Here is a 21,554-nt window from a genome sequence, read left to right as displayed (position 1 = left end):
GACTCCCTGATCTCCTTCGCCGAGGCCTGCCGGTGCACGCAGGAGGTCCGCGCGTCCACGGACGACCCCGAGTCCTGAGCGGGCCGGGTCAGCGCAGCCGGACGAACGACCGCAGCGGGGCCGGCCGGACGTCGTGCACCTCGACGAACCCGCGTGACTCGTAGAACGCCCGTTGACCCGGCTCGGCGTCGGTCGTGAGGACGGTCTGTCGGACGTCCGGGTACCGCTCGAGCACGGCGTCGAGCAGCGCACCGCCGATCCCCATCCGGTGGCGGTCCGGCAGCACGAGCAGGTCCTGCACGTACACGACGGTCGCACCGTCCGACACGGTGCGGACCAGGCCGACGAGCGAGCCGTCCGTGCTCCGGGCCGTCAGCACGAGGTGGGATCCGCACACCGCGGCGACGAGGGTCTCCGGGGCGTCGGTGTACACCGTCCACCCGACCGCGCGGTACAGCGCGAGGAGCTCGTCCCAGTCCGGCCGTTCCTCCGTGATCAGCAGCACCCGTCCATGCTGGCAGACGTCAGTCGGTCGCCTGCCCCGCGGGGACGAAGGCCTGGACGTCGAGCTCCGTCACGTCCTTCGACCGGCACGCGGCGAACTCGGTGTACGGCACGAACAGCGACGCCTTCGAGCCGGGCGGGTAGACGCGGAAACCGTCGGGCGAGGTGGGGTCGCACGTCGACTCCGGGTAGTTCTCCGAGTTCGCGACCTTGAGCGGTGCCACGGCCTCCTCGCCGGACGCCAGCGTGACGGTCGGGTGGGGCGCCGCCCGGTCGAGCGTCGCCGCGTTCCCGATCTGCGTGCCGTTCGTGTCGCCGACGAACGACACCCCCGGCCAGCCCTGCAGCGTGCAGGTCGACGACCCGGTGTTCCGCAGGACGAGGTGGACGTACGTGCTCCCGGCCGCGCCACCGCTGCCGGCCTCGATGCTCCCGGCGAGCGAGGACGTCGCGCATGCCGACGACCCGGTACCGGAGGACCCCGCGTTCGAGGAGCCACCGGACGACCCGGTCGACGCGCCGCCCGCCGAGGCCGACGACGACGAGCCGGACGGGACGGACGAGGGCGTCGCCGTCGGTGTCGCCGTGACGGTCTCGGTGGCCGTGGCCGTCGGGTCCGAGGTACCGCCGGACGAGCACCCGGCGAGCAGACCGACGGCGACGATGCCGACGGCAGCGAGCAGTGGGGACCCAGTGCGACGGTGCATGACCCAACACAACCACCGGGTGCGGGGAACACGACTCGGGTGGCGCCCAGCCGTCACGAGCACACTCCGGAGCACGCGCGCGAGCGCACGAGCAACGGAGGTCGACATGGCAGGCAAGCACGAACAGGCACGCGGCGACGAGGGTCGGGCGGACGGCGTCGAGCCCCGCGCCGGTGCCTTCACCGACAGCGAGATCCCCGGCGAGACCCCGGTGCCCTCGAACGAGCCCGCCGGTGAGTTCGTCTCGAGCGACATCCCCGGCGAGACCCGTCCCGAGGGTGGCGGCGAGGGCGAGTACGTCGAGTCGGACATCCCCGGCGAGGCGGAGCCGACGTCGGACGGCGAGGTCGGCCACTACACGGACCGCGACCAGGCGTAGGCCCGGGACCTAGTCGACCAGGCCCGCCGCCACGAGGCGGCGGAGCGTCTCGACGCCCGCCGGCGGGCACCGGTCCGCGTCCGCGGAGGTGACCCACTCGATCTCGTCCACCTCGGCCGACGCGACCGGCGCGGCGGTGTCCAGCGCGCCTCCCGGACGTGCCAGGAACAGCGCCATCGCGACCATCGTCCCCGGGGCCTGGCCGTGCGCCGGCTCCGTGACGGTGCCGAACGGCTCCACGTCGGCCGCGGTCAGGCGGAGTCCGGTCTCCTCGAGGGCTTCGCGCACGGCGGCCTCGACGTCGGTCTCGTGCGGCTCCGCCTTGCCGCCGGGCAGGTAGAGCACGTCGCGCTTGCGCGCGCGGACCATCAGCACCCGGCGGTCGCGCACCAGCAGCAGCGCGCTGACGAGCAGGGTCGGGGGACGGCCCTGGAGGCTCAGCTCGCGTCCGCCTCGTCGGTGCGGTCGCGGACGGTCAGCTCGGGCGCGGTGCGCTCCGCGAGCGGTACCACCGGTGCCGGCACGTCGGCCTCGGGCTCCGGGCGGACGCCGAAGAGGGCGTCCAGCGCCCCGACGAACTCCTCGCCGCGGCCGGCGCGACCGAGCTCGCGGGCGCGGACCGACGGACGGTGGAGCAGGACGCCCACGAGGTGCCGCAGCGCGCGTTCGGTCTGCTCGGCCGAGGCGTCGTCACCGTCCGCGCGGCGCTTCGCGCGGTCGATCTCGTCGTCGAGGATGTCGAAGACGTGCTTGCGGAACGCCACGAGCGCCGGGGTCGTCGACTGCTCGAGCGCCTGGGCACGGAACCGGGACACCGCGTCGTCGACCATCGCCCGTGCCTCGGACTCGGCGTTCAGCTCGGCGATCGGGGCGTGGATGCTGATGGTCTCGAGGTCGAGCAGCTCGACGCCGTCGACGTCGGCCGCGTCCGGGTCCACGTTGCGGGGGAGCCCGAGGTCGATGACGATGCGCCGGACGCCGTCGTCGAGGTCGGCGGGCTCGACGACCGGGACCTCGCTCGAGGTGCAGGTGATCACGACGTCGCTGGCGCCGATGGCCTCGCGCAGGTCGTGGGCGGCGACGAGGTCGTGCTTGGCGGCGAACCACGCTGCCCGACCCGAGGGGGAGAAGACCTGGATGGTGTCGGCGCCGCGGTCGCGCAGGGCGGCGATGGTCGTGGCGGCGTAGCTGCCGGTGCCGATCAGGAGCACGCGGGTCCGGCCCCAGTCGGTGACGCGGGACGAGGCGAGCTCGAGGCCGAGGCGCACGAGCGACCGACCGGCCGCACCGATGCGGGTGCGGGTCTTGACGCCCCGGGAGGTGTGCGCCGCCTCTTGGAAGAGCCGTTCGAGGTCCGAGGTGGTGGTGCCGTTCGCGCGGGCGTCCTCGAGCGAGCGGCGGACCTGCCCGGAGATCTCGGTCTCGCCGACGACGACGGACTCGAGGCCGCTCGAGACGGCGAAGAGGTGCTGCACGACGTCCTTGCCGCCGAGCACGTTGACGGAGTCGAGGACCTCGGCGGGGTCGAGGTCGCTCGCGGTCGCGACGGCGTCGACGGTGGCCGAGACGGCGGAGTCGCGGTCGTCGCCGGCGATGTCGAGGTAGGCCTCGAAGCGGTTGCACGTGGCGAGGACGACGGCTCCGTCCAACACGCCGGAGTCCGTCACGAGACGGCTCGCCGCGGTCGGTGCGCCGATGCTCAGTCGCTCCAGGAGATCGAAGCTGGCGTTGCGATGCGACGCCGTGAGACAGATGAGCACGTCTTCTATGGTAACTCGCGTTCCGGTGCCCGCCCGATCCCGTCGTGCGTGCTCGGGATACACCCTGTTCGCCGATGGGAGAATCGTGCGGTGACCGACGCATCCACCACCGCTCTCCCCGCCGCACACCCGCTCGTCTCCGGGCGGACGTCGGGTTCGCCGCTCGTCCGGGCGCTCCGGGGTGACCGGCCGGAGACCCTGCCGGTGTGGTTCATGCGCCAGGCCGGGCGCTCCCTGCCGGAGTACCGCGACCTGCGCGTCGGCACGGCCATGCTCGACGCCTGCCTCGACCCGGCGATGGCGTCGGAGATCACGCTGCAGCCGGTCCGTCGGCACGGGGTCGACGCCGGCATCTTCTTCAGCGACATCGTCGTGCCGATCAAGCTCGCGGGCGTCGACGTCGAGATCGTGCCGGGGCGCGGGCCGGTGCTCGCGTCGCCGATCCGGACCGCGGCCGACGTCGACGCGCTCGGGACGCTCGACGAGGCCGCGCTCGCCCCGATCACCGAGGCGGTGGCCCGCACGGTGGAGCAGCTCGGCGACACCCCGCTCATCGGGTTCGCCGGCGCACCGTTCACGCTCGCGGCCTACCTGGTCGAGGGCGGTCCGTCGAAGGACCACATCCGCGCCCGCACCCTCATGCACGCCGAGCCGGAGACCTGGGCACGCCTGCTCGACTGGGCGGCCGGGGTGTCCGGGGCGTTCCTCCGGGCGCAGGTGCTCGCGGGGGCGTCCGCCGCACAGCTCTTCGACTCGTGGGTCGGTTCACTGTCCCGTGCCGACTACGTCGCGCGGGTCGCCCCGCACTCGGCCGACGCGCTGGCCCACGTGGCCGACCTCGGCGTCCCGCGCATCCACTTCGGCGTCGGCAGCGGCGAGGTGCTCCGCGACATGACCACCTTCGGCACCGACCGGGTCGGCGTCGACGCGGTCGGCGTGGACTGGCGGCTCCCGCTCGACGAGGCGGTCCGCCGCGTCGGCACCGGCGTCACGGTGCAGGGCAACATCGACCCGGCCATGCTCGCCGCTCCGTGGGAGGTGCTCGAGGCGCACGTGCGCGACGTCGTCTCCCGGGGTGGCGCGGCCCGGGCGCACGTGGTCAACCTCGGGCACGGCGTGCCGCCGGAGACCGACCCGACCGTGCTCACCCGCATCGTGTCGCTCGTCCACGAACTCGGGGACGGGACGGCCGCGGCGACCGGAGCGCACGCGTGACCGACGTTGTCGTCGTCGGCGGCGGGGTCGCCGGCCTCGTCGCAGCGCGGGACCTGGCGAAGGGCGGCGCACACGTCGTCCTCGTCGAGGGGTCCGACGTGCTCGGCGGGATGGTCCGTCGGCACAGCGTCGCGGGGCTCGACCTCGACATGGCGGCGGACTCGTTCGCGACCCGGAACGACGCCGTCGGCCGGTTGGCGATCGAGCTCGGCCTCGGCAACGAGATCACCGCACCGGATCCGCGCGGTGCCTGGCTGATGACCCGGGACGGCCGGACCTCGCCGATCCCCGAGACCGGGCTGCTCGGCATCCCCGGCAGTCCGATGGCCGCCGACGTGCTCGCGGTCGTCGGGCAGAAGGCGGCGCTCCGGGCGCAGATGGACTCGCTGCTGCCGTCCCCCGTCGGCGCGAAGGCCGCGTCCCTCGGCGAACTCGTCCGGAAGCGGATGGGCGACCGGGTCCTCGACGACCTGGTCGTGCCGATCGTCGCGGGTGTGCACTCGACGCACCCGGACGACCTCGACCCCGACCGGGTCGCCCCCGGACTCCGGGCGGCACTGCTCCGCGAGGGCTCCCTCGCCCGCGCGGTGCTCGCGCTCCGCGCCCGGGCGACGGCCGGGTCGGCCGTGCAGGGCATCCGCGGTGGCATCGTGCGGCTCGTCGACGAGCTGGTGGCCGACATGGAGACCTACCGCGTCGACGTCCGTCTGCGCACCCGGGCGACCGCGATCGAGGAGCACGCGGTGGAGGTCCGGACCGAGGACGGCGAGACCGAGCGGCTGGTGGCCGAGCACGTGCTCGCGTCGACGGCGGACCCCGCGCGCGCGACCGGGGCCGAGCGCTCGGGCATCGAGCTCGTGACGCTCGTCGTCGACCAGCGCGAACTCGACGCCGCGCCGCGCGGGACGGGCATGCTCGTGCACCCCGATGCGCCGTCCGTCCGGGCGAAGGCGATCACGCACGCCACCGTGAAGTGGCCGTGGCTGGCCGAGGCCGCCGCGGGCAGGCACGTCCTGCGGTTGAGCTACGCGACCGCCGCCGACGCCGTCGAGACCGGCAGGAGCCTCCCGGTCGACCCACGGGACCCCGTCGGCACCCGCGCGGCCCAGGACGCCGCCGCGCTGCTCGGCGTGCGCATCCCGGTGTCCGCCGTCGTCGGCGCCGCACGCGTCCGCTGGCACGGTCCGGACACGACCGCTGCCGGCCTCGCGGACGGCGTCGTCGGGATCGGCGAGGCGTCGAGCGGCCGGGGTCTGGCCGGGATCGTCCAGGCGGCGCGCACGGCCGCTGTGCACATCCTGGATTCCTGAGCGGACCACACACCGCGAGAGGGCTACTGTTGCGATGAGCGTCGGACGTATTCCGCTCGGCGCATGACCACGCACACTGACCCAACGGAGGAATCGCACATGCGAGGCAAGCTCCTGTTCGTCGCCGGCGCAGCTCTCGGGTACGTCCTGGGATCGCGAGCCGGACGGGCGCGGTACGAGCAGATCAAGACCGTCAGCGGCAAGATCTGGAACAGCAACGGCGTGCAGAAGGGCGTCCACGTCGCCGAGGAGTTCATCGCCGACAAGACCCCCGACGTCGCCGAGTTCGTCGGTGAGCAGACGAAGAAGGTCGTCCGCAAGGTCGGGCAGAAGAAGGACAGCCGGGCCTCATGACAGACACCCGCGACCGCAAGCCGCGTTCGCTGTTCGGCCTGGTCGGCGACGTCCCGAAGCTCGTCAAGGAGCTGGTGACGGGCGAGCTGAACCTGCTCAAGGCCGAGATGCTGACGAAGGCCAAGATCTTCGGCCTCGCCGCGGGTCTGCTCGTGGGCGCGCTCGTCATCGTCCTCTACGCGATCGGCGTGCTGCTCACCGCCGCCGTCATGGGTCTCGCGACCGTGATGCCGGCGTGGCTCGCCGCACTCGTCATCGCCGTGGTGATGCTGATCGTCGCGGGGATCCTCGGCCTGCTCGGCTGGAAGCGCCTGAAGAAGGGCCTCCCGCTCACCCCGAAGCGCACCATCGACAGCGTCAAGAACGACGTCAACGCGGTCAAGGGCCTCGGCAAGAAGCCGACCCCGTCGACCCAGTACGGCGCCCGCAAGCCGGACGTCGGCGGCCGCTTCTAACGACGACCGCCCCGTCCACCACCCCACCCCCCCCGGAGGACCCACGTGACCGATCAGCACGACGACCTGGCCGACCGCGTCGCGGCGACCCGCGCGCAGCTGTTCGACACCCTCGACGCGATCGAGGACAAGCTCAACGTCCCGAAGCAGATCGGCATCGCCGCGTCGAAGGTCAAGCGCGGGATCGACGAGAAGCCGGTGCCCTACCTGGCCGGGCTCGCAGCGGGCGTGGCGGTGGTCGGGGGTATCGTCGTAGCGGTGCTCCGACGGCGGTAGCGCTCGCCGTCGAAAGGGGAGCGGCGTCACCTTTGTGACCGATAGGACAATGGACACATGAGTTCCACCGTGCCCACGCACGACGCACACGAGACCTCCCCCGACGGCATCGACCCGAACCTGCTGACGGCCTACGCCCTGTGGGCCGTCTTCCGCCGTCCGCTCGGCCCGATCCACCGCACGGGTGACGACGCCGTAACCGAGCTCGACGCCGTCGTGACCGCCGCCGCACAGCGCGGCGTGACGATCCGTGGTTTCTACGACGTCTCCGGCTTCCGCGCCGACGCCGACGTCATGGTCTGGCTGCACGGCGACGACGCCCAGGCGATCCAGGCCGTGCTGCGCGAGATCCGTCGGACGGCGCTCTTCCAGGACGCCGAGCCGGTCTGGCACGTGATGGCGATGCACCGCGAAGCCGAGTTCAACAAGCGGCACACCCCGGCCTTCCTGCGCGGCAAGGAACCGGAGGCCTGGATCACGGTGTACCCGTTCGTCCGGTCCTACGAGTGGTACCTCCTGCCGGAAGAGGAGCGTTCGACGATGCTCCGCGACCACGGCATCGCCGGCGCCAAGTACCGCCGCGTGCTGACGAACACGATCGCGACGTTCGCCTTGAGCGACTACGAGTGGATCCTGCCGCTCGAGAGCCCGGACCTGGTCGACCTCGTCGACCTCATGCGCGACCTGCGCTACACCGAGGCCCGCATGCACGTGCGGGAAGAGGTGCCGTTCTTCACCGGTCGTCGCGTGACGACCACCGAGCTGCCGGAGGTGCTGTCGTGACCGACACGAGCATGATCACGAACGGACGGGGCACGGTCCTCGCCGCGACCCCTGCCGCCGCCGACGGCCCCGAGCACGTCGAGGTCCCGGTCGCGTACGACGCGATCCTCCTCGCCGGCTTCGGTGGGCCCGAGGGGCAGGACGACGTCATCCCGTTCCTGCGCAACGTCACCCGTGGTCGGGGCATCCCGGACGAGCGCCTCGAAGAGGTCGCCCACCACTACCGGCACTTCGGCGGCGTCAGCCCGATCAACGCGCAGAACCGTGCGCTCAAGGCGGCGCTCGAGAACGAGCTGGCCGCGCGTGGCATCGACATGCCGGTCCTCTGGGGCAACCGCAACTGGGCGCCCTACCTCGAAGAGGCCTTCACCGAGGCGTCCGACAAGGGCTACACGAAGCTCATCGCGATCGCCACGAGCGCCTACTCGTCCTTCTCCTCGTGCCGGCAGTACCGCGAGGACTACGCGCGCGTGCTGACCGAGACCGGACTCGTCGACACCATCCAGATCGACAAGGTCCGGCAGTTCTTCGACCACCCGGGCTTCGTCCGACCGTTCGTCGACGGCGTCCGTGACGGCATGGCACGCGCGATCGCCGAGAACGAGGGCCTCGACGTGGCCACCGAGCTGCACGTGCTCTTCTCCACGCACTCGATCCCGTCGAGCGACGCCGCCAAGTCCGGTCCGAGCGACCGCGGCTTCGACGAGCACGGCGCGTACGAGGCCCAGCACCTCGCCGTCGCGCAGGTCGTCCTCGACCAGGCGTGGGCTGAGCTCCTCGAGCAGCCCGAGCACGCGTCGCTCCGCGGCACCAGCACGCCGCCGTGGAAGCTCGTCTACCAGTCGCGCTCCGGCCCTCCGACCCAGCCCTGGCTCGAGCCCGACATCAACGACTACATGAACGAGGACCTCAAGGGCGGGCCGACGCGTGCCGTCCTCATCGTCCCGCTCGGCTTCGTCAGCGACCACATGGAGGTCATGTGGGACCTCGACGAAGAGGCCACGGAGACCGCCCAGGAGCTCGGCTTCTGGTCGCTCCGGACGCAGACCCCGGGTGTCGACCCGGCCTACGTCGCGGGTCTGGTGGACCTCGTGCTCGAGCGTGTCAACGGCACCCCCACGAGCGAGCGGCCGCACGAGACCGACCTCGGCCCCTGGTACGACGTGTGCCGTCCGGGGTGCTGCGAGAACGTGCGCGCCGGGTTCAAGCCGGCCGCTGCCGGACTCGCTCCGTGACCGAGGCGACCACTCCGACGCGTGCCGACGGCCCCGCCCCGATCCGACTCGGCACCCGGGCCAGCCGGCTCGCGGTCGCCCAGTCGCAGGACGTCGCCGACCGTCTGGCGACGGCGGCCGGTCGTCCGGTCGAGCTCGTCACGGTCACGAGCGAGGGCGACACGAACCGTGCGTCGCTCGCGAGCCTCGGCGGGACCGGGGTGTTCGCGAGCGCGCTCCGCGAAGCCCTCGTCGCGGGTGAGGTCGACGTCCTGGTGCACTCGCTCAAGGACCTCCCGACGGCGCCGTACCCGGGCCTGACGATCGCCGCGGTCCCGAAGCGCGCCGACGCCCGCGACGTCCTCGTCGCCCGCAACGCCGCGACCCTCAAGTCCCTCCCCGAGGGCGCGAAGGTCGGCACGGGATCACCGCGCCGCGTCGCGCAGCTCAGGGCGAAGCGCCCGGACCTCGACGTCGTGGACATCCGCGGCAACATCGACACCCGCCTGGGTCGGGTGGACGACGACCTCGACGCCGTCGTCCTCGCAGCGGCCGGCCTGACCCGCATCGACCGGCTCGATGCGGCGACCGAGCTGCTCGACCTCGGCTTCTGGCCGTCCGCCCCCGGACAGGGAGCGCTCGCGATCGAGACCCGTGCGGACGAGACCGACCGGAACCTCCTCGCCGCCCTGCGGAAGATCGAGCACGCACCCACGCGCCTCACGGTCTCGGCCGAGCGCGAGGTGCTCGCCAAGCTCGAGGCAGGGTGCTCCGCCCCGATCGGCGCGACCGCGATCGTCGACGCCGAGATGCTGCTCGTCTCGGCGACGGTCTACCGCCCCGACGGCTCCGAGTACCGGACCGCCTCGCACGCGGCGGTCCTGGACGGCTCCGCGCAGGACCGTCTCGACGAGGCGCTGGCGCTCGGTGGTCGGGTCGCGGCCGAACTCCTCGAGAACGGCGCGGCCGACCTCGCGGACCTCGCCACGACGGTCGCCGAGGACACGACCGACGGTCCGCACACCGCGGGCCCGGGCCTCGCGACCCCGGCGGAGTAGGCGGTCGCCACGCAGCCCGTCGACCCCGTCCCGGACCCGGCACGACCCCCGGTCGTGCTCGTCCCGCGCGGCGGAGCGTGGGGTGCGCGCGTCGCGGCGGCCGCCAGGGAACGGGGCCTCGACCCGCTCGTCGTCCCGCTGATCGCGGACGAACCGCCGTCCGACCCGGCTCCGCTCGATGCGGCGGTCGACCGGCTCGAGGCCGCTGCACGGTCCAGGAGGCGCGGATCGCCCGATCCCGTCGCAAGCGTGACCGGCGTGGCTGGTTACGCATGGATCGTGGTGACCAGTGCGACGGCCGTGCGTGTGATCGCGGAACGCGTGTCGCGCCTCCCGTCCGACCTGCGGGTGGCGGCGGTCGGCGAGCCGACCGCGCGAGCCGCCCGTGCTGCGGGCTGGGTCGTCGACCTCGTCCCCCCGGAGGCCTCGGGTGCCGCCCTCGTCCGCGCCTTCCCGGACACCCCGGGCCCCGTCCTCTTCCCGCGGTCCGACCTCGCCGCACCGACCGTCGTCGACGGACTCCGCGCCCGCGGGATCGACGTGGACGACGTCGTCGCGTACCGTACCGTGGGGACCGGCGACGAGCCGGTCGCCCCCGGATCCCCGCCCGACGTCGTGCTCGTGACGAGCGGCAGCGTCGCGCGCGAGGTCGCTCGTCGGACGGTCCCGCTCGCCCCCGGCACGCTCGTGGCGTGCATCGGCCCCGGGACCGCTGCCGAGGCCCGCGCCGCCGGACTCCCCGTGCACGTGGTCGCCCCGGACCGCTCCGCAGAATCCCTGCTCGACGCCGTCGTCGAGCGCCTGAACCACCCCGCCCCCGAACAGGAAGGCACACCGTGACCGGCCGCTTCCCCCAGGTCCGCCCCCGTCGACTCCGCGCCACGCCCGCGATGCGACGACTCGTCGCCGAGACCCGGCTGCACCCCGCCGAGCTCGTGCTGCCGATGTTCATCCGCGAGGGGGCGACCGAGGCGATCGACATCACGAGCATGCCGGGCGTGCAGCAGCACTCGCTCGACTCGTTCCGGCGTGCGCTCGTCGAGGCCGCCGGTCAGGGCATCGGCGGCGTGAACCTGTTCGGCGTGCCGATCGCGAAGGACGCGCAGGGCTCCGGTGCGACCGACCCCGACGGCATCCTCAACGTGGCGATCCGCATCGCGCGCGAGGAGGTCGGCGACGCGCTCGTCGTGCAGTCCGACCTGTGCCTCGACGAGTTCACCGACCACGGCCACTGCGGGGTGCTGGCCGCCGACGGATCGGTCGACAACGACGCCACGCTCGAGCGCTACCGCGACATGGCCGTCGTGCAGGCCGAGGCCGGTGCCGAGCTCGTGTGCCTGAGCGGCATGATGGACGGCCAGATCGCGGCCGCCCGTGACGCGCTGGACGCGGCCGGGCACAGCGGCACCGCGCTGCTCGCCTACGCGGCGAAGTACGCCAGCGCGTTCTACGGCCCCTTCCGCGAAGCCGTCGACTCCTCGCTCGTCGGCGACCGTCGGACCTACCAGATCGACGCCGCGAACGGACGGCAGGGGCTCCGCGAGGTCGAGCAGGACATCGCCGAGGGTGCCGACATCGTCATGGTGAAGCCGGCGATGAGCTACCTCGACGTCCTCGCCGAGACCGCCGCGACCTCGCCCGTGCCGGTGTGGGCGTACCAGATCTCCGGCGAGTACGCGATGATCACCGCAGCCGCGCAGAACGGCTGGATCGACCGTGACGCCGCCGCGATGGAGGCCCTCGTCGGCATCAAGCGCGCGGGAGCGGACGCGATCCTCACCTACTTCGCGGTCGACATCGCCCGCACGCTCAACCAGGAGGCCGCCCGATGACCACCAACGACCAGCTCTTCGGCCGTGCGAAGAACAGCATCCCCGGCGGGGTCAACTCGCCCGTGCGCGCCTACGGCTCGGTCGGCGGCACGCCCCGCTTCCTGACGAGCGCGAAGGGCGCCTACGTCACCGACGCCGAGGGGCGGGAGTACGTCGACCTCGTCGCCTCGTGGGGGCCGGCGATCCTCGGACACGCCCACCCCGCCGCGGTCGAGGCCGTGCAGCAGGCGGCCGCCCGTGGCCTCAGCTTCGGGGCGTCGACCCCGGGCGAGACCGAGCTCGCCGAGCTCGTGAAGCAGCGGGTGTCGGTGGACGGCGACGGTCCCATCGAGAAGCTGCGGATGGTGTCCACGGGCACCGAGGCGACCATGACCGCGATCCGGCTGGCCCGCGGCTACACCGGTCGTGACCTGCTCGTGAAGTTCGCCGGGCACTACCACGGCCACTCGGACTCCCTGCTCGCCGAGGCGGGCTCCGGTGTCGCGACCCTCGCCATGCCCGGGTCCGCCGGCATCACCGCCGAGACGGCCGCCCAGACCCTCGTCCTGCCGTACAACGACCTCGGCGCGGTCCGCCGGGCGTTCGACGAGCACTCCGAGCGCATCGCCGCCGTGATCGTCGAGGCGGCCGCGGCGAACATGGGCGTCCTCGCGCCCGAGCGCGGCTTCAACCGGGCCCTCGCGCAGATCGTGCAGTCGCACGGCGCGCTGCTCATCGTCGACGAGGTCCTCACCGGCTTCCGGGTCGGATCCGCCGGTTGGTGGGGGCTCGAGGCGTCCAAGGTCGTGCCGGACGGTGCCGGGTGGAAGCCCGACATCATCACGTTCGGCAAGGTCATCGGCGGCGGGATGCCGCTCGCCGCCCTCGGTGGTCGGCGTGAGGTGATGGACTTCCTCGCGCCGCTCGGCCCCGTCTACCAGGCGGGCACCCTGTCCGGGAACCCGCTCGCGGTCGCGGCCGGGATCGCGACCCTCCGCGCGGCGACGCCCGAGGTGTACGCGCAGCTCGACCGCACGGCGGCGACCATCGCGACGGCGACGAGCGAGGCGCTGTCGGCCGAGGGCGTGGCCCACACGGTGCAGCACGCCGGGAACCTGTTCTCGTTCGCGTTCACCGACGTCGCCCCGCGGAACTACGACGACGTGCGGGCGCAGGAGACCTTCCGCTACGCGCCGTTCTTCCACGCCATGCTCGACGCCGGGGTCACCCTGCCGCCGAGTGTCTTCGAGGCGTGGTTCGTCACCGCTGCGCACGACGACCGTGCCGTCGGGCGGGTGCTCGACGCGCTGCCGGCGGCGGCGAAGGCGGCAGCGAGCGCGGCCGCGTAGCGCGTCGGGTCAGGACGCCCGGCGTGCGGCCCAGCGCCCCTCGGCCCGCAGGATCGCCAGGGGGAAGTCGAAGGCGTGCGAGACCGCCGACGACGTGATGACCTCGTCCGAGGTGCCCTGTGCGACCGCGACCCCGTCCCGCAGCAGCATCGCGTGCGAGGTCGACGCGGGCAGGTCCTCGAGGTGGTGCGTCACCATCACGCTGCCGAGCTCGGGGTGCCGGTGGCGCAGGGCGTCCACGGTCTCGAGCAGGTGCTCGCGCGCCGCGACGTCGAGTCCGGTCGCCGGTTCGTCGAGCAGGAGCAACCGCGGCTCGGCCATGAGGGCCCGTGCGATGAGCGTCCGTCCGCGTTCACCCTGCGACAGGACGGGCCACCGGGCGTCCCGTCGGGCGGAGAGCCCGACGTCGGCGACGTGGGCCTCGGCCGCGGCGACCTGTGCGGCCGACGGCTCCCACCGCATCATGAGGTCGGTCGTGCCGGTGAGTCCGGTCAGCACGGTCTCGAGCACGGTCAGGGGCGACAGCATCCGGTGGCGGGGGTCGACGTGCCCGATGTGTTCGCGGAGTTCCCGGACGTCGACGCGACCGAGCCGCCGTCCGAGGAGCTCGACGGTGCCCGCGCTCGGGTGACCGGTCGCCCCGAGGACGGCGAGCAGGGTCGACTTGCCGGCGCCGTTCGGCCCGAGGAGCGCCCAGTGCTCTCCGCGCCGGACGGTCAGGTCGACGTCGTGCAACAGGTCGCGGCCGGACCGGGTCACGCGGACCCCGGTCGCGTGGACGAGGACGTCGTCGTCGGTCACGCGGTGGCCTCGCCCCGCCCGGTCACTGGCTCGCGCGGAGCCGCTGCAGGAGGTCGCTCAGGGTCACACCGAGCGTGCGGATGACGGCGCCGCCAGCGTCACCGTCGCGCTTCCGGATTGCGGCGATCAGCGGGTCGACCGAGAACCTGCCGTCCCAGAACGTGAAGCGGTCCTCGGCGAGCGCGACGAACTGGACCCGCGGGATGACCGAGTTCGAGAGTGTCGAGAGCAGCGGGTTGTCCGCAGCGCGGATCGCCGCTTCGACGAAGTGCTGGACGTCGGCGTTCATCGCACGGTCCTCGTGTTCGGCGTGCTCGCGGACCTGCTCGAGGATGTCGATCAGCTCGGCGGCCTGGGCGTCGTCGAGCTTCGGGAGGGCCCAGCGGGTCGCCAGCTCGGCGAACCCGGCGAACACCTGCAGGGCGTCGTCGAACTGCTCGGCCGTCGGCGTCGCGACCCGGGTGTACCGGTTCGCCTCCATCTCGACCAGGCCGTAGTCGACGAGCTTCGCGATGGCTTCGCGGATCGGGGTGCGACTGACCCCGAGCCACTGCACGAGCTCGTCGTCGTTGAGGCGCTCGCCCGGCTGCAGGGTGCCGTCCTGGATGGCCGCGAGCATCTTCTCGAGGACGACGTCGCGCAGGAGCTTCCGCGGCGAGTTCTCGACGGTTGACTTGGGTACCGGCATGCCGGGCTCCTCACAGGCTCAGGTGTTCCGTACTCAAATCCTAGCGTGTCAATATGCAAACGCTTGCTAATGAATGCTCGGGGTCCGGTTCCGCGTCCTCAGGAGCGTCCGTACCGCGGTTCGGTCATCGGTCCACCGCGACGACCGTGCGCCCGTGCACGGCACCCGCGACGACCTGCGGTCCGACGGTGAGTGCCTCCTCGAGCCCGACGACGCGTGTGACCCCGGCGAGGAGGGCCGGGTCGAGGTCGGTGGCCAGCCGTTCCCACGCACGACGGCGCAGCTCGAGCGGGGCGTCGACCGAGTTGATCCCGAGCAGCGACACCGCGCGCAGGATGAACGGCAGCACGGTGGTCGGCAGTGCGGAGTCCTGGGCGAGCCCGCACGCCGTCACTGCACCACCCCACTTCGTGGTCGCCAACACGTTCGCGAGGGTCGCACCGCCAACGCTGTCCACCGCGCCGGCCCAGGTCGCACGCTGCATCGGCTTGCCGAGGTCGGACAGCGTCGCCCGGTCGACCACGTCCGTGGCACCGAGGGCCCGGAGCGAGGCCTCGTTCGCGCTGCGGCCCGTCGACGCGGTGACCTGGTGGCCGCGGGCGGCGAGCAGGGCGATCGCCACCGTGCCCACCCCGCCGGACGCGCCGGTGACGAGGACCGGACCGCTGCCGGGTTCGACGAATGGCTCGAGTGCGAGGACGCTGAGCATCGCGGTGAACCCGGCCGTGCCGATCGCGGCGGCGAAGGAGTCGTCGATCGTGTCCGGTAGCACGACGAGCGATCCGGACGGCACCACCGCGTGTGCAGCCCAGCCGCCGTGCCGGGTCTCGCCGAGTCCGGCCCCGTTCAGGACGACCCGGTCGCCGATCGCGACGTCGTGCACGCCCGCCCCCAGGGCCGAGACGGTGCCGACGACGTCGATGCCCGGCACGAGCGGGTCGACCCGCGCGACCCCGGGGTTCCGGGCCAGCGCCAGCCCGTCCTTGTAGTTGACGCTCGAGTACGTGACGTCGACCAGGACCTCGCCGTCGGCGGGGTCGGCGACGTCGACGTCGGTGACGGTGGGCGGGGCGGAACTGGAGACGAGGACTGCGCGGGTCACGTGTCGGACGCTACCCGCGCCTCCAGGACGCTGTTTCCTTCCCAGGACGCCCGCGGTGCCTGATGCGTTCGGGCGTACCTGGTCGAAAGAAACGGCCGGGTACGCCCGATTCGACCAGGTACCCCGGCCTGGCCGGCGCCCCGGCCCAGCCCAGCCGGGCGGCCCCGCCCGGCCCGGCCCGCGTCAGCCGAACATGATGGCGGCCTCGTCGTACCGGGCCTGCGGCACGGTCTTGAGCTCGCCGAGCGCCTCCTCGAAGGACACGTGCTCGATGTCGGTGCCCCGGAGCGCCACCATGCGGCCCCAGCGCTCCTCGACCACCGCGTCGATCGCCGCGAGGCCGAGGCGGGTCGAGAGCACCCGGTCGTAGGCCGTGGGCGTGCCACCTCGTTGGATGTGGCCGAGCGTGGTGGCGCGGGTCTCGATGCCCGTCATCTCCTCGATGAGCGGCGCGAGGCGCTCGCCGATCCCGCCCAGGCGCGGTCGCCCGAACGCATCGAGCCCACGCTCGGTGTGCGCGTTGTCCTCGTGGTCGGGGACGAAGCCCTCGGCGACGACGACGAGCGGCGCCCGACCACGGTCGTAGGCCGCCCGGACCCACGCGGCGATCTGCTCCATGCTCGTCTTCTGCTCGGGGATGAGGATCGCGTGCGCACCGGCGGCCATGCCGGAGTGCAGGGCGATCCAGCCGACGTGCCGGCCCATGACCTCGGCGACCATGCAGCGGGAGTGCGACTCGCCCGTGGTGCGGAGGCGGTCCATGGCCTCGGTGGCGATCGCGACCGCGGTGTCGAAGCCGAACGTGTAGTCGGTGGCGCCGAGGTCGTTGTCGACCGTCTTCGGGACGCCGACGATCTTCAGCCCGGCGTCCGTGAGGCGCTTCGCGGCGGCCAGCGTGCCCTCGCCGCCGATCGCCACGATGGCGTCGATGCCGTGGCGCTCGAGCGTCCCCGAGATGTTCTCGACGCCGCCGTTCGGGCCCTCGAAGGGGTTCGTCCGGCTCGTGCCGAGGATCGTGCCGCCCTGCTTCGCGATGCCCTGGATGTCCTTGCGGCCGAGCGGGACGATGTCGCCGTCCACCACGCCACGCCATCCGTCGCGGAAGCCCACGAACTCGTGTCCGTAGATCGCGATGCCCTTCAGCACGATCGCGCGGATGACCGCGTTCAGGCCGGGGCAGTCGCCTCCGGAGGTGAGGATGCCGATGCGCATGGGGAACTCCGTCGTCGGGGTGCAGTGGGACACGCCCATCATGACTGACGGTGGTTCCGCATTACCATCCTGCGTGTGTCCCTCGCCGTTCCGTCCTCCGCCGCCGGTGGCACCGGTGACGCCGCGGTGTGGGTCGGCGGGGCCGTGTCGCGTGCTGGCTCCGACGCGTCTGCCGTCCCACGGGTCGACACGGTCTACCGGCCAGGAGGCGCGGTGGACGTCCGCGCGACCCTCCGGCCCCTGCAGCGCGGCTCCGGCGACCCCGCCTTCCGCGTGGTCGGCGCCGACACGTGGCTCGCGCTCCGCACGCCGGAGGGACCGGCCTCGGTGCTCGTGCGCCGCACGGGCTCGGACGCCATCGCGGTCTCGGCGTGGGGCGACGGCGCCGCCTGGGCGGTCACGCACGCGCCCGAACTGCTCGGACGTGGGGACGACTGGTCCGAGCTCGACGTCTCGTCGCACCCGTTCCTCGTCGACGCCCGGCACCGGCAACCGGGCCTCCGCCTGCTCCGCACCAACACCGTGATGGCGGCCCTCGTCCCGGCGATCATGGAGCAGAAGGTCACCTCGCGGCAGGCCTGGCGTGCCTGGCGGTACCTCGTCCGGCGGTACGGGACGCCCGCGCCCGGACCGGCCCCGGCGGACATGGCCGTCCCACCGACCGCCGCCGGGTGGGGCGCGATCCCGAGCTGGGAGTGGCACCGGGCCGGCATCGAACCCGGTCGATCCGCCACGGTGATGCGCGCGGTCCGTGTGGCGCCGGCGCTCGAACGCACCCTCGCGCTCGGCCGGGGCGGCGCCGTCGTCGCCAGCCGACTGCAGTCGGTCCCCGGCATCGGGAAGTGGACGGCGGCCGAGACCGCGCAGCGCGCCCACGGTGACCCGGACTCGCCGAGTGTGGGGGACTTCCACGTGCCGGCGCTCGTCGGGTGGGCGTTGACCGGGGGACCGGTGGACGACGACGGGATGCTCGAGCTGCTCGAACCGTGGCGGGGACACCGGGAGCGGGTCGTCCGGCTCATCGGCGGGTCGGGGTTCCGGAAGCCGTCGTTCGGGCCGCGCCTGACGATCCAGGACCACCGGCACCACTGAGCGGACAACGGGCGCGTCCGGCCGTATCCTCCTGTTGAGAACCGATCTCACAAGGAGGAACCATGACCGACACCACCCCCAGCCCCGCCGCGGACGACGAGCACCGCGTCGCCGAGCACGACGTCGCCGAGCACGACCACGAGCAGGACGGCGGTGAGCACGAGACCGTCGAACACGGCGACCACGTCGACTTCGTGCACGACGGACACCGTCACGCCCGTCACGAGGACCACTACGACGAGCACTGATCGACGCGCCGAGGTCGGCTGACCCGGCGGCGGGGCGGTGCCTGACGGTGCCGCCCCGCCCCCTGCCCGGCGCCCTGCGCGTGGCGTGGCGCGCGCCGCGTGCCGCGTGCCGCGTCAGGCGTGCCGGGCGCCGTCCCCGGCGAGCACGGCGCGGTAGCCCTCGCGGAACGTCGGGTACCGCGGCACCCAGCCGGTCCCGCGCAGCAGGCCGTTCGACAGGCGCTTGTCGCCGGCGCCCTGCCGTCCGGCGGTCCCCTCCTCGGCGGCGGCCCGCGGCGGCACCGGCACACCGAGCTCGGCCGCGAGGAACGCGTACACGTCGTCGAGCCGCGACGGTTCGTCGTCGGTCACGAGGTACGTCGGCGCCGGGTCCTCCAGGGTCGCCAGGTGCACGAGGGCCGCAGCCGCGTCGTCGCGGTGGATCCGGTTCGTGTGCGGCGACGCCCCGTCGACCGGGCCCCGGCGTGCCGCCCCGCCCCGGACCTGGTCGATCAGGCGTTCCCGTCCGGGGCCGTACACCCCCGACAGCCGGGCGAGCACGGCTCCGGGGGCACGGTCGCGCAGCAGGGCCTCGGCCTCCACCAGGACGTCCGCGGTGGGGGTGCCACCGGTCGCCGGGGTGTCCTCGGTGACGGTACTGCCGTCGTCGACGTCGTACACGGCGGTCGACGACACGACGATCACCCGCGGGGCCGCACCGGAGGCGTCGATGCCGTCCAGGACGTTCCGGAGCCCGTCGACGTACGTCGCGCGGTACTCGTCCACGTCGCGGTTCCCGGCGGCGACGGCCACGACGACCACCCCGGTGTCCCGAGGGATCTCGGGGACGGATCGGCGCAGGTCCACCCCCTGTCCGGTGAGCGGGGCGGGCACGAGCTCGGCCCGCCGCCGCAGTCCGACCACGCGGTGTCCGGCGGCGGCGAACCGCAGGCCGGTCTCGATCCCGAGGTCGCCGCAACCGGCGATGACGATGTCCACCGCCCCATCATGCCGAACGCCGGTGGACGATCCGCCGCTCGTGCCGGAACCCGGGTGAACGATCCGGCGCCCTGTCTCGTCGTCAGGGCATGGGACTCCGCACACGCACCAAGGTCATCATCGGCATCGCCTCCGGCGTCGTGGTCGTCGGCGTGGCCGCAGCCATCGTCGGCCCGGTCATCTACGCGAACACCGTGAACGGGCAGGCCGCAGCGGCCCCCTCCGTCAGCGCCGCCCCGTCCGGCGGCTCCGGCTCGCTCACCGCCGCCGAGGCCGACGGCAGCTGGACCAGCACCGGCGACTCGTTCGCCGGCTACCGCGTGCACGAGGTCCTGCAGGGCCAGGATGTGAACGTGGTCGGACGCACGAAGGACGTCGAGGGCACCGCCGAGGTCAGCGGCGGGTCCCTCACGAAGGCGACGGTCACGGTGGAGGTCGCGAAGATCACCACGCCCGAGTCCGCCCGCGACGCGTACTTCCGGGACACCGCGCTCCAGACCGACCAGCACCCGACGGCGACGTTCACGCTGACCGAACCGGTCGACGTGTCGAAGGCGCTGGACGGCACGACGCAGGACGTCACGCTCACCGGCACGATGGACCTGCACGGCGTCCAGAAGCCCGTCACCGCCGACGCGCAGGTCGCCGTCGCGAAGGACGGCACGGTCCAGGTCGCCGGCAGCGTCCCGATCACCTTCGCCGACTACGGCGTCGAGGCACCCTCGCTCGGCTTCGTGACGGTGGACCCGAAGGGGTCCGTCGAGTTCTCCCTCGACCTGGCGAAGTGATGGCCACGGGCAGGTCCGCCGACGAGCTGCTCGCGACCCTCTACCGCGAGCACGGCGACGCGCTCACCCGGTACGTCCGGCACCTGACCCGCGACGGGCACACCGTCGAGGACGTGGTGCAGGAGACCATGGTGCGCGCGTGGCAGCGGCCGGCCGTGCTCGAACGCGCCCCGGACAGTGCACGCGCCTGGCTCTTCACCGTGGCCAGGAACCTCGTCGTCGACGACGCCCGGTCGGCGCGCAACCGCCGCGAACACGGCACGGAGCTGCCCGTCGACCGGGTCGAGGCCGACCGCACCGACGCCGTCCTCGACCGTATCGTCGTCGCGGACGCCCTCGCATCGCTCAGCCCCGACCACCGTCGGGTGGTGGTCGACGCGTACTGGCTCGGGCACACGGTCCCCGAGATCGCCCGACGACACGACATCCCCGAGGGCACCGCGAAGTCGCGCCTGCACTACGGGCTGCGGGCCCTCCGGCTCGCGCTGCAGGAACGAGGAGTGACCCGATGAGCGAGGACCGCTACGCCGAGTGGGACGCCGCGTACGTCCTCGGCTCCCTGCCGCCGGACGAGCGGCTCGAGTACGAGCGACACCTCGAGACGTGCGACCGCTGTGCGGCCGCCGTCGCGGAGCTCGTCGGTCTGCCGGGCCTGCTGTCGAAGCTCCCGGCGGACCAGGCCGTGGAGATCGCGGAGCCGGACGGGAGGCGCGACACCGGTTCCGAGAGCACCCTCGCCTCGGTCGCGCACCGCGTCCGACACCGTCGGCGTCGCCGGCGCGTCTGGGTCGCGGCCACGGCCGCCGCCGCGGTCGTCGCCGCGGTGCTCGGCGGGCTCGCGGTCGGCACGGCCCGTGTCGACCCGTCCGTGCAGGCGGGACCGGCCTCGGCGTCGGCTGCGGCGGACCGGTACGCGCTGGTCGGCGAGCGGGGACTCGACGTCGACCTGGCGGTCAGCGGCGAGCCGTGGGGCACGCGCTTCGACTGGGGCTGCTCATACGGCGGGACGTCCTGGGCCGCGGACGGGTCGGTGATGTACGACCTCGTGGTCGTGCAGGACGACGGCACGGTGCAGACCGTGGCGTCGTGGTCCGCCGCCGGCGAGGACGCACGGGGCCTGTCCGCCTCGACCGACGTCCAGCGGGACGACATCGCGAGCGTGCAGGTGCGGCTCCGCGGCGACGACCGGGTGCTCGCGGACGTCGATCTCTGACGGTTCTGGATCGGGACCAATCCGGTGGGGTGAGGGTGCCGAATGAGTTGCATCAGCCCGGGGAACCTCCCCGGGAGGCGCTCACCAGCCGCTCACCGCTGGTTCTCCACCCTGCACCAGGGTGCGTTCGGTGCGCACACAGCACACCGCGCCGAGCGCGACGACAGCAAAGGACAGATCCCATGCGCAAGTCCCTGAAGACCTCCATCACCCTCGCGACCACGGGTGCGCTCGTGCTCGGCGGTGCCGCGTTCGGC

General features: G+C 73.1%; 26 protein-coding genes. 17 read left to right on the top strand and 9 right to left on the bottom strand.

From position 1 onward, the window contains the following. Nucleotides 1–88: 88 nt before the first annotated feature. Together ACIQUC_RS09010 and ACIQUC_RS09005 are read right to left on the bottom strand one after the other, a co-directional pair. On the bottom strand, nucleotides 89–505 hold the full coding sequence (locus tag ACIQUC_RS09010) for a GNAT family N-acetyltransferase (protein WP_402265781.1): 417 nt from the start codon (nucleotides 503–505) through the stop codon (nucleotides 89–91). A gap of 19 nt (nucleotides 506–524) precedes the next feature. Continuing rightward, a complete protein-coding gene (locus tag ACIQUC_RS09005) occupies nucleotides 525–1,211 on the bottom strand; it encodes a DUF4232 domain-containing protein (protein ID WP_402265778.1) in 687 nt (228 codons plus the stop codon). Nucleotides 1,212–1,317: 106 nt separating this feature from the next. Between ACIQUC_RS09005 and ACIQUC_RS09000 the strand changes: the two genes are divergently transcribed. Further along, nucleotides 1,318–1,590, top strand: coding sequence for a hypothetical protein (locus ACIQUC_RS09000; RefSeq protein ID WP_402265775.1), 273 nt, complete (start codon nucleotides 1,318–1,320; stop codon nucleotides 1,588–1,590). A gap of 9 nt (nucleotides 1,591–1,599) precedes the next feature. Here the strand turns inward: ACIQUC_RS09000 and ACIQUC_RS08995 are convergent, their stop codons facing one another. Next, nucleotides 1,600–1,980, bottom strand: a complete 381-nt coding sequence (locus ACIQUC_RS08995) for an NUDIX domain-containing protein (RefSeq protein WP_022906128.1) — start codon at nucleotides 1,978–1,980, stop codon at nucleotides 1,600–1,602. A gap of 47 nt (nucleotides 1,981–2,027) precedes the next feature. Next, on the bottom strand, nucleotides 2,028–3,350 hold the full coding sequence (locus ACIQUC_RS08990) for a glutamyl-tRNA reductase (RefSeq protein WP_031261659.1): 1,323 nt from the start codon (nucleotides 3,348–3,350) through the stop codon (nucleotides 2,028–2,030). A gap of 90 nt (nucleotides 3,351–3,440) precedes the next feature. On the opposite strand from ACIQUC_RS08990, the gene hemE reads away from it, so the two are divergent. The 11 genes from hemE to hemL all read left to right on the top strand — a co-directional run bounded on the left by hemE (nucleotide 3,441) and on the right by hemL (nucleotide 13,175). Continuing rightward, nucleotides 3,441–4,565 (top strand): uroporphyrinogen decarboxylase, encoded by a 1,125-nt coding sequence (hemE, locus tag ACIQUC_RS08985; protein ID WP_402265771.1) that lies wholly within the window; start codon nucleotides 3,441–3,443, stop codon nucleotides 4,563–4,565. Beyond that, on the top strand, nucleotides 4,562–5,875 hold the full coding sequence (locus ACIQUC_RS08980) for a protoporphyrinogen/coproporphyrinogen oxidase (RefSeq protein ID WP_402265768.1): 1,314 nt from the start codon (nucleotides 4,562–4,564) through the stop codon (nucleotides 5,873–5,875). The genes hemE and ACIQUC_RS08980 overlap by 4 nt, the downstream gene beginning before the upstream one ends. Nucleotides 5,876–5,974: 99 nt before the next feature. Then, nucleotides 5,975–6,229 (top strand): hypothetical protein, encoded by a 255-nt coding sequence (locus ACIQUC_RS08975; protein WP_031261656.1) that lies wholly within the window; start codon nucleotides 5,975–5,977, stop codon nucleotides 6,227–6,229. Next, a complete protein-coding gene (locus ACIQUC_RS08970) occupies nucleotides 6,226–6,684 on the top strand; it encodes a phage holin family protein (RefSeq protein WP_031261654.1) in 459 nt (152 codons plus the stop codon). Before ACIQUC_RS08975 ends, ACIQUC_RS08970 begins: the two co-directional genes overlap by 4 nt. Nucleotides 6,685–6,729: 45 nt before the next feature. After that, a complete protein-coding gene (locus tag ACIQUC_RS08965) occupies nucleotides 6,730–6,960 on the top strand; it encodes a DUF3618 domain-containing protein (protein ID WP_022906123.1) in 231 nt (76 codons plus the stop codon). Nucleotides 6,961–7,017: 57 nt separating this feature from the next. Continuing rightward, nucleotides 7,018–7,743, top strand: coding sequence for a hydrogen peroxide-dependent heme synthase (gene hemQ / locus ACIQUC_RS08960; RefSeq protein WP_402265763.1), 726 nt, complete (start codon nucleotides 7,018–7,020; stop codon nucleotides 7,741–7,743). Between the two features lie 11 nt (nucleotides 7,744–7,754). Further along, nucleotides 7,755–8,978 (top strand): ferrochelatase, encoded by a 1,224-nt coding sequence (locus tag ACIQUC_RS08955; RefSeq protein ID WP_402267249.1) that lies wholly within the window; start codon nucleotides 7,755–7,757, stop codon nucleotides 8,976–8,978. Continuing rightward, complete coding sequence (gene hemC, locus ACIQUC_RS08950; RefSeq protein WP_402265761.1) at nucleotides 8,975–10,015, top strand: hydroxymethylbilane synthase; 1,041 nt, start codon at nucleotides 8,975–8,977, stop codon at nucleotides 10,013–10,015. The genes ACIQUC_RS08955 and hemC overlap by 4 nt, the downstream gene beginning before the upstream one ends. A gap of 258 nt (nucleotides 10,016–10,273) precedes the next feature. Next, a complete protein-coding gene (locus ACIQUC_RS08945) occupies nucleotides 10,274–10,855 on the top strand; it encodes a uroporphyrinogen-III synthase (protein WP_402265758.1) in 582 nt (193 codons plus the stop codon). After that, nucleotides 10,852–11,847 (top strand): porphobilinogen synthase, encoded by a 996-nt coding sequence (gene hemB / locus ACIQUC_RS08940; RefSeq protein ID WP_402265755.1) that lies wholly within the window; start codon nucleotides 10,852–10,854, stop codon nucleotides 11,845–11,847. Before ACIQUC_RS08945 ends, hemB begins: the two co-directional genes overlap by 4 nt. Then, nucleotides 11,844–13,175 carry a glutamate-1-semialdehyde 2,1-aminomutase gene (gene hemL, locus ACIQUC_RS08935; protein WP_402265752.1) on the top strand — a complete coding sequence of 444 codons (1,332 nt, stop codon included), beginning with the start codon at nucleotides 11,844–11,846 and terminating at the stop codon, nucleotides 13,173–13,175. Before hemB ends, hemL begins: the two co-directional genes overlap by 4 nt. A 9-nt stretch (nucleotides 13,176–13,184) precedes the next feature. Here hemL and ACIQUC_RS08930 read toward each other — a convergent pair whose 3' ends face one another. From ACIQUC_RS08930 to ACIQUC_RS08915, 4 genes are all read right to left on the bottom strand, one after another. Then, nucleotides 13,185–13,976: an ABC transporter ATP-binding protein gene (locus ACIQUC_RS08930; protein ID WP_022905843.1), complete on the bottom strand. Its 792-nt coding sequence runs from the start codon at nucleotides 13,974–13,976 to the stop codon at nucleotides 13,185–13,187. Nucleotides 13,977–13,998: 22 nt separating this feature from the next. Next, nucleotides 13,999–14,664, bottom strand: coding sequence for a GntR family transcriptional regulator (locus tag ACIQUC_RS08925; protein ID WP_022905844.1), 666 nt, complete (start codon nucleotides 14,662–14,664; stop codon nucleotides 13,999–14,001). 124 nt (nucleotides 14,665–14,788) lie between these two features. Continuing rightward, nucleotides 14,789–15,766: an MDR family oxidoreductase gene (locus ACIQUC_RS08920; protein ID WP_402265748.1), complete on the bottom strand. Its 978-nt coding sequence runs from the start codon at nucleotides 15,764–15,766 to the stop codon at nucleotides 14,789–14,791. Nucleotides 15,767–15,949: 183 nt separating this feature from the next. Continuing rightward, the gene (locus ACIQUC_RS08915; RefSeq protein ID WP_031261459.1) at nucleotides 15,950–16,978 is read right to left on the bottom strand and encodes a 6-phosphofructokinase; all 1,029 of its coding nucleotides are present in this window, start codon (nucleotides 16,976–16,978) and stop codon (nucleotides 15,950–15,952) included. A gap of 126 nt (nucleotides 16,979–17,104) precedes the next feature. On the opposite strand from ACIQUC_RS08915, the gene ACIQUC_RS08910 reads away from it, so the two are divergent. Together ACIQUC_RS08910 and ACIQUC_RS08905 are read left to right on the top strand one after the other, a co-directional pair. Next, the gene (locus ACIQUC_RS08910; protein WP_402267246.1) at nucleotides 17,105–18,070 is read left to right on the top strand and encodes a DNA-3-methyladenine glycosylase family protein; all 966 of its coding nucleotides are present in this window, start codon (nucleotides 17,105–17,107) and stop codon (nucleotides 18,068–18,070) included. Nucleotides 18,071–18,132: 62 nt separating this feature from the next. Beyond that, nucleotides 18,133–18,318: a hypothetical protein gene (locus ACIQUC_RS08905; protein ID WP_022905848.1), complete on the top strand. Its 186-nt coding sequence runs from the start codon at nucleotides 18,133–18,135 to the stop codon at nucleotides 18,316–18,318. A gap of 114 nt (nucleotides 18,319–18,432) precedes the next feature. Here the strand turns inward: ACIQUC_RS08905 and ACIQUC_RS08900 are convergent, their stop codons facing one another. Beyond that, nucleotides 18,433–19,296 (bottom strand): NAD-dependent epimerase/dehydratase family protein, encoded by an 864-nt coding sequence (locus tag ACIQUC_RS08900; RefSeq protein ID WP_402265744.1) that lies wholly within the window; start codon nucleotides 19,294–19,296, stop codon nucleotides 18,433–18,435. 89 nt (nucleotides 19,297–19,385) lie between these two features. Here ACIQUC_RS08900 and ACIQUC_RS08895 point away from each other — a divergent pair, with 89 nt between their 5' ends. The 3 genes from ACIQUC_RS08895 to ACIQUC_RS08885 are packed head-to-tail and all read left to right on the top strand — an operon-like array spanning nucleotide 19,386 to nucleotide 21,297. Further along, nucleotides 19,386–20,084: a YceI family protein gene (locus tag ACIQUC_RS08895; protein WP_402265741.1), complete on the top strand. Its 699-nt coding sequence runs from the start codon at nucleotides 19,386–19,388 to the stop codon at nucleotides 20,082–20,084. Further along, nucleotides 20,084–20,596, top strand: a complete 513-nt coding sequence (locus ACIQUC_RS08890; RefSeq protein WP_402265738.1) for a sigma-70 family RNA polymerase sigma factor — start codon at nucleotides 20,084–20,086, stop codon at nucleotides 20,594–20,596. The genes ACIQUC_RS08895 and ACIQUC_RS08890 overlap by 1 nt, the downstream gene beginning before the upstream one ends. Continuing rightward, nucleotides 20,593–21,297 (top strand): anti-sigma factor family protein, encoded by a 705-nt coding sequence (locus ACIQUC_RS08885; protein WP_402265735.1) that lies wholly within the window; start codon nucleotides 20,593–20,595, stop codon nucleotides 21,295–21,297. The genes ACIQUC_RS08890 and ACIQUC_RS08885 overlap by 4 nt, the downstream gene beginning before the upstream one ends. The last annotated feature ends 257 nt before the right edge of the window (nucleotides 21,298–21,554 follow it).

This window comes from Curtobacterium sp. NPDC098951, assembly GCF_044759965.1.
Taxonomy (GTDB): Bacteria; Actinomycetota; Actinomycetes; order Actinomycetales; family Microbacteriaceae; genus Curtobacterium.
The sequence above is the reverse complement of the archived record's forward strand: the minus strand, read 5'-3'. Positions and strand labels throughout refer to the sequence as shown.

What these genes read in the sequence shown, in the direction of transcription:
- ACIQUC_RS09005 (WP_402265778.1), bottom strand. Translation starts at nt 1,211, where the DNA reads ATGCACCGTCGCACTGGGTCCCCACTGCTCGCTGCCGTCGGCATCGTC.
- ACIQUC_RS09000 (WP_402265775.1), top strand. Translation starts at nt 1,318, where the DNA reads ATGGCAGGCAAGCACGAACAGGCACGCGGCGACGAGGGTCGGGCGGAC.
- ACIQUC_RS08975 (WP_031261656.1), top strand. Translation starts at nt 5,975, where the DNA reads ATGCGAGGCAAGCTCCTGTTCGTCGCCGGCGCAGCTCTCGGGTACGTC.
- ACIQUC_RS08970 (WP_031261654.1), top strand. Translation starts at nt 6,226, where the DNA reads ATGACAGACACCCGCGACCGCAAGCCGCGTTCGCTGTTCGGCCTGGTC.
- hemQ (WP_402265763.1), top strand. Translation starts at nt 7,018, where the DNA reads ATGAGTTCCACCGTGCCCACGCACGACGCACACGAGACCTCCCCCGAC.
- ACIQUC_RS08955 (WP_402267249.1), top strand. Translation starts at nt 7,755, where the DNA reads ATGATCACGAACGGACGGGGCACGGTCCTCGCCGCGACCCCTGCCGCC.
- hemL (WP_402265752.1), top strand. Translation starts at nt 11,844, where the DNA reads ATGACCACCAACGACCAGCTCTTCGGCCGTGCGAAGAACAGCATCCCC.
- ACIQUC_RS08925 (WP_022905844.1), bottom strand. Translation starts at nt 14,664, where the DNA reads ATGCCGGTACCCAAGTCAACCGTCGAGAACTCGCCGCGGAAGCTCCTG.
- ACIQUC_RS08915 (WP_031261459.1), bottom strand. Translation starts at nt 16,978, where the DNA reads ATGCGCATCGGCATCCTCACCTCCGGAGGCGACTGCCCCGGCCTGAAC.
- ACIQUC_RS08905 (WP_022905848.1), top strand. Translation starts at nt 18,133, where the DNA reads ATGACCGACACCACCCCCAGCCCCGCCGCGGACGACGAGCACCGCGTC.
- ACIQUC_RS08895 (WP_402265741.1), top strand. Translation starts at nt 19,386, where the DNA reads ATGGGACTCCGCACACGCACCAAGGTCATCATCGGCATCGCCTCCGGC.
- ACIQUC_RS08890 (WP_402265738.1), top strand. Translation starts at nt 20,084, where the DNA reads ATGGCCACGGGCAGGTCCGCCGACGAGCTGCTCGCGACCCTCTACCGC.
- ACIQUC_RS08885 (WP_402265735.1), top strand. Translation starts at nt 20,593, where the DNA reads ATGAGCGAGGACCGCTACGCCGAGTGGGACGCCGCGTACGTCCTCGGC.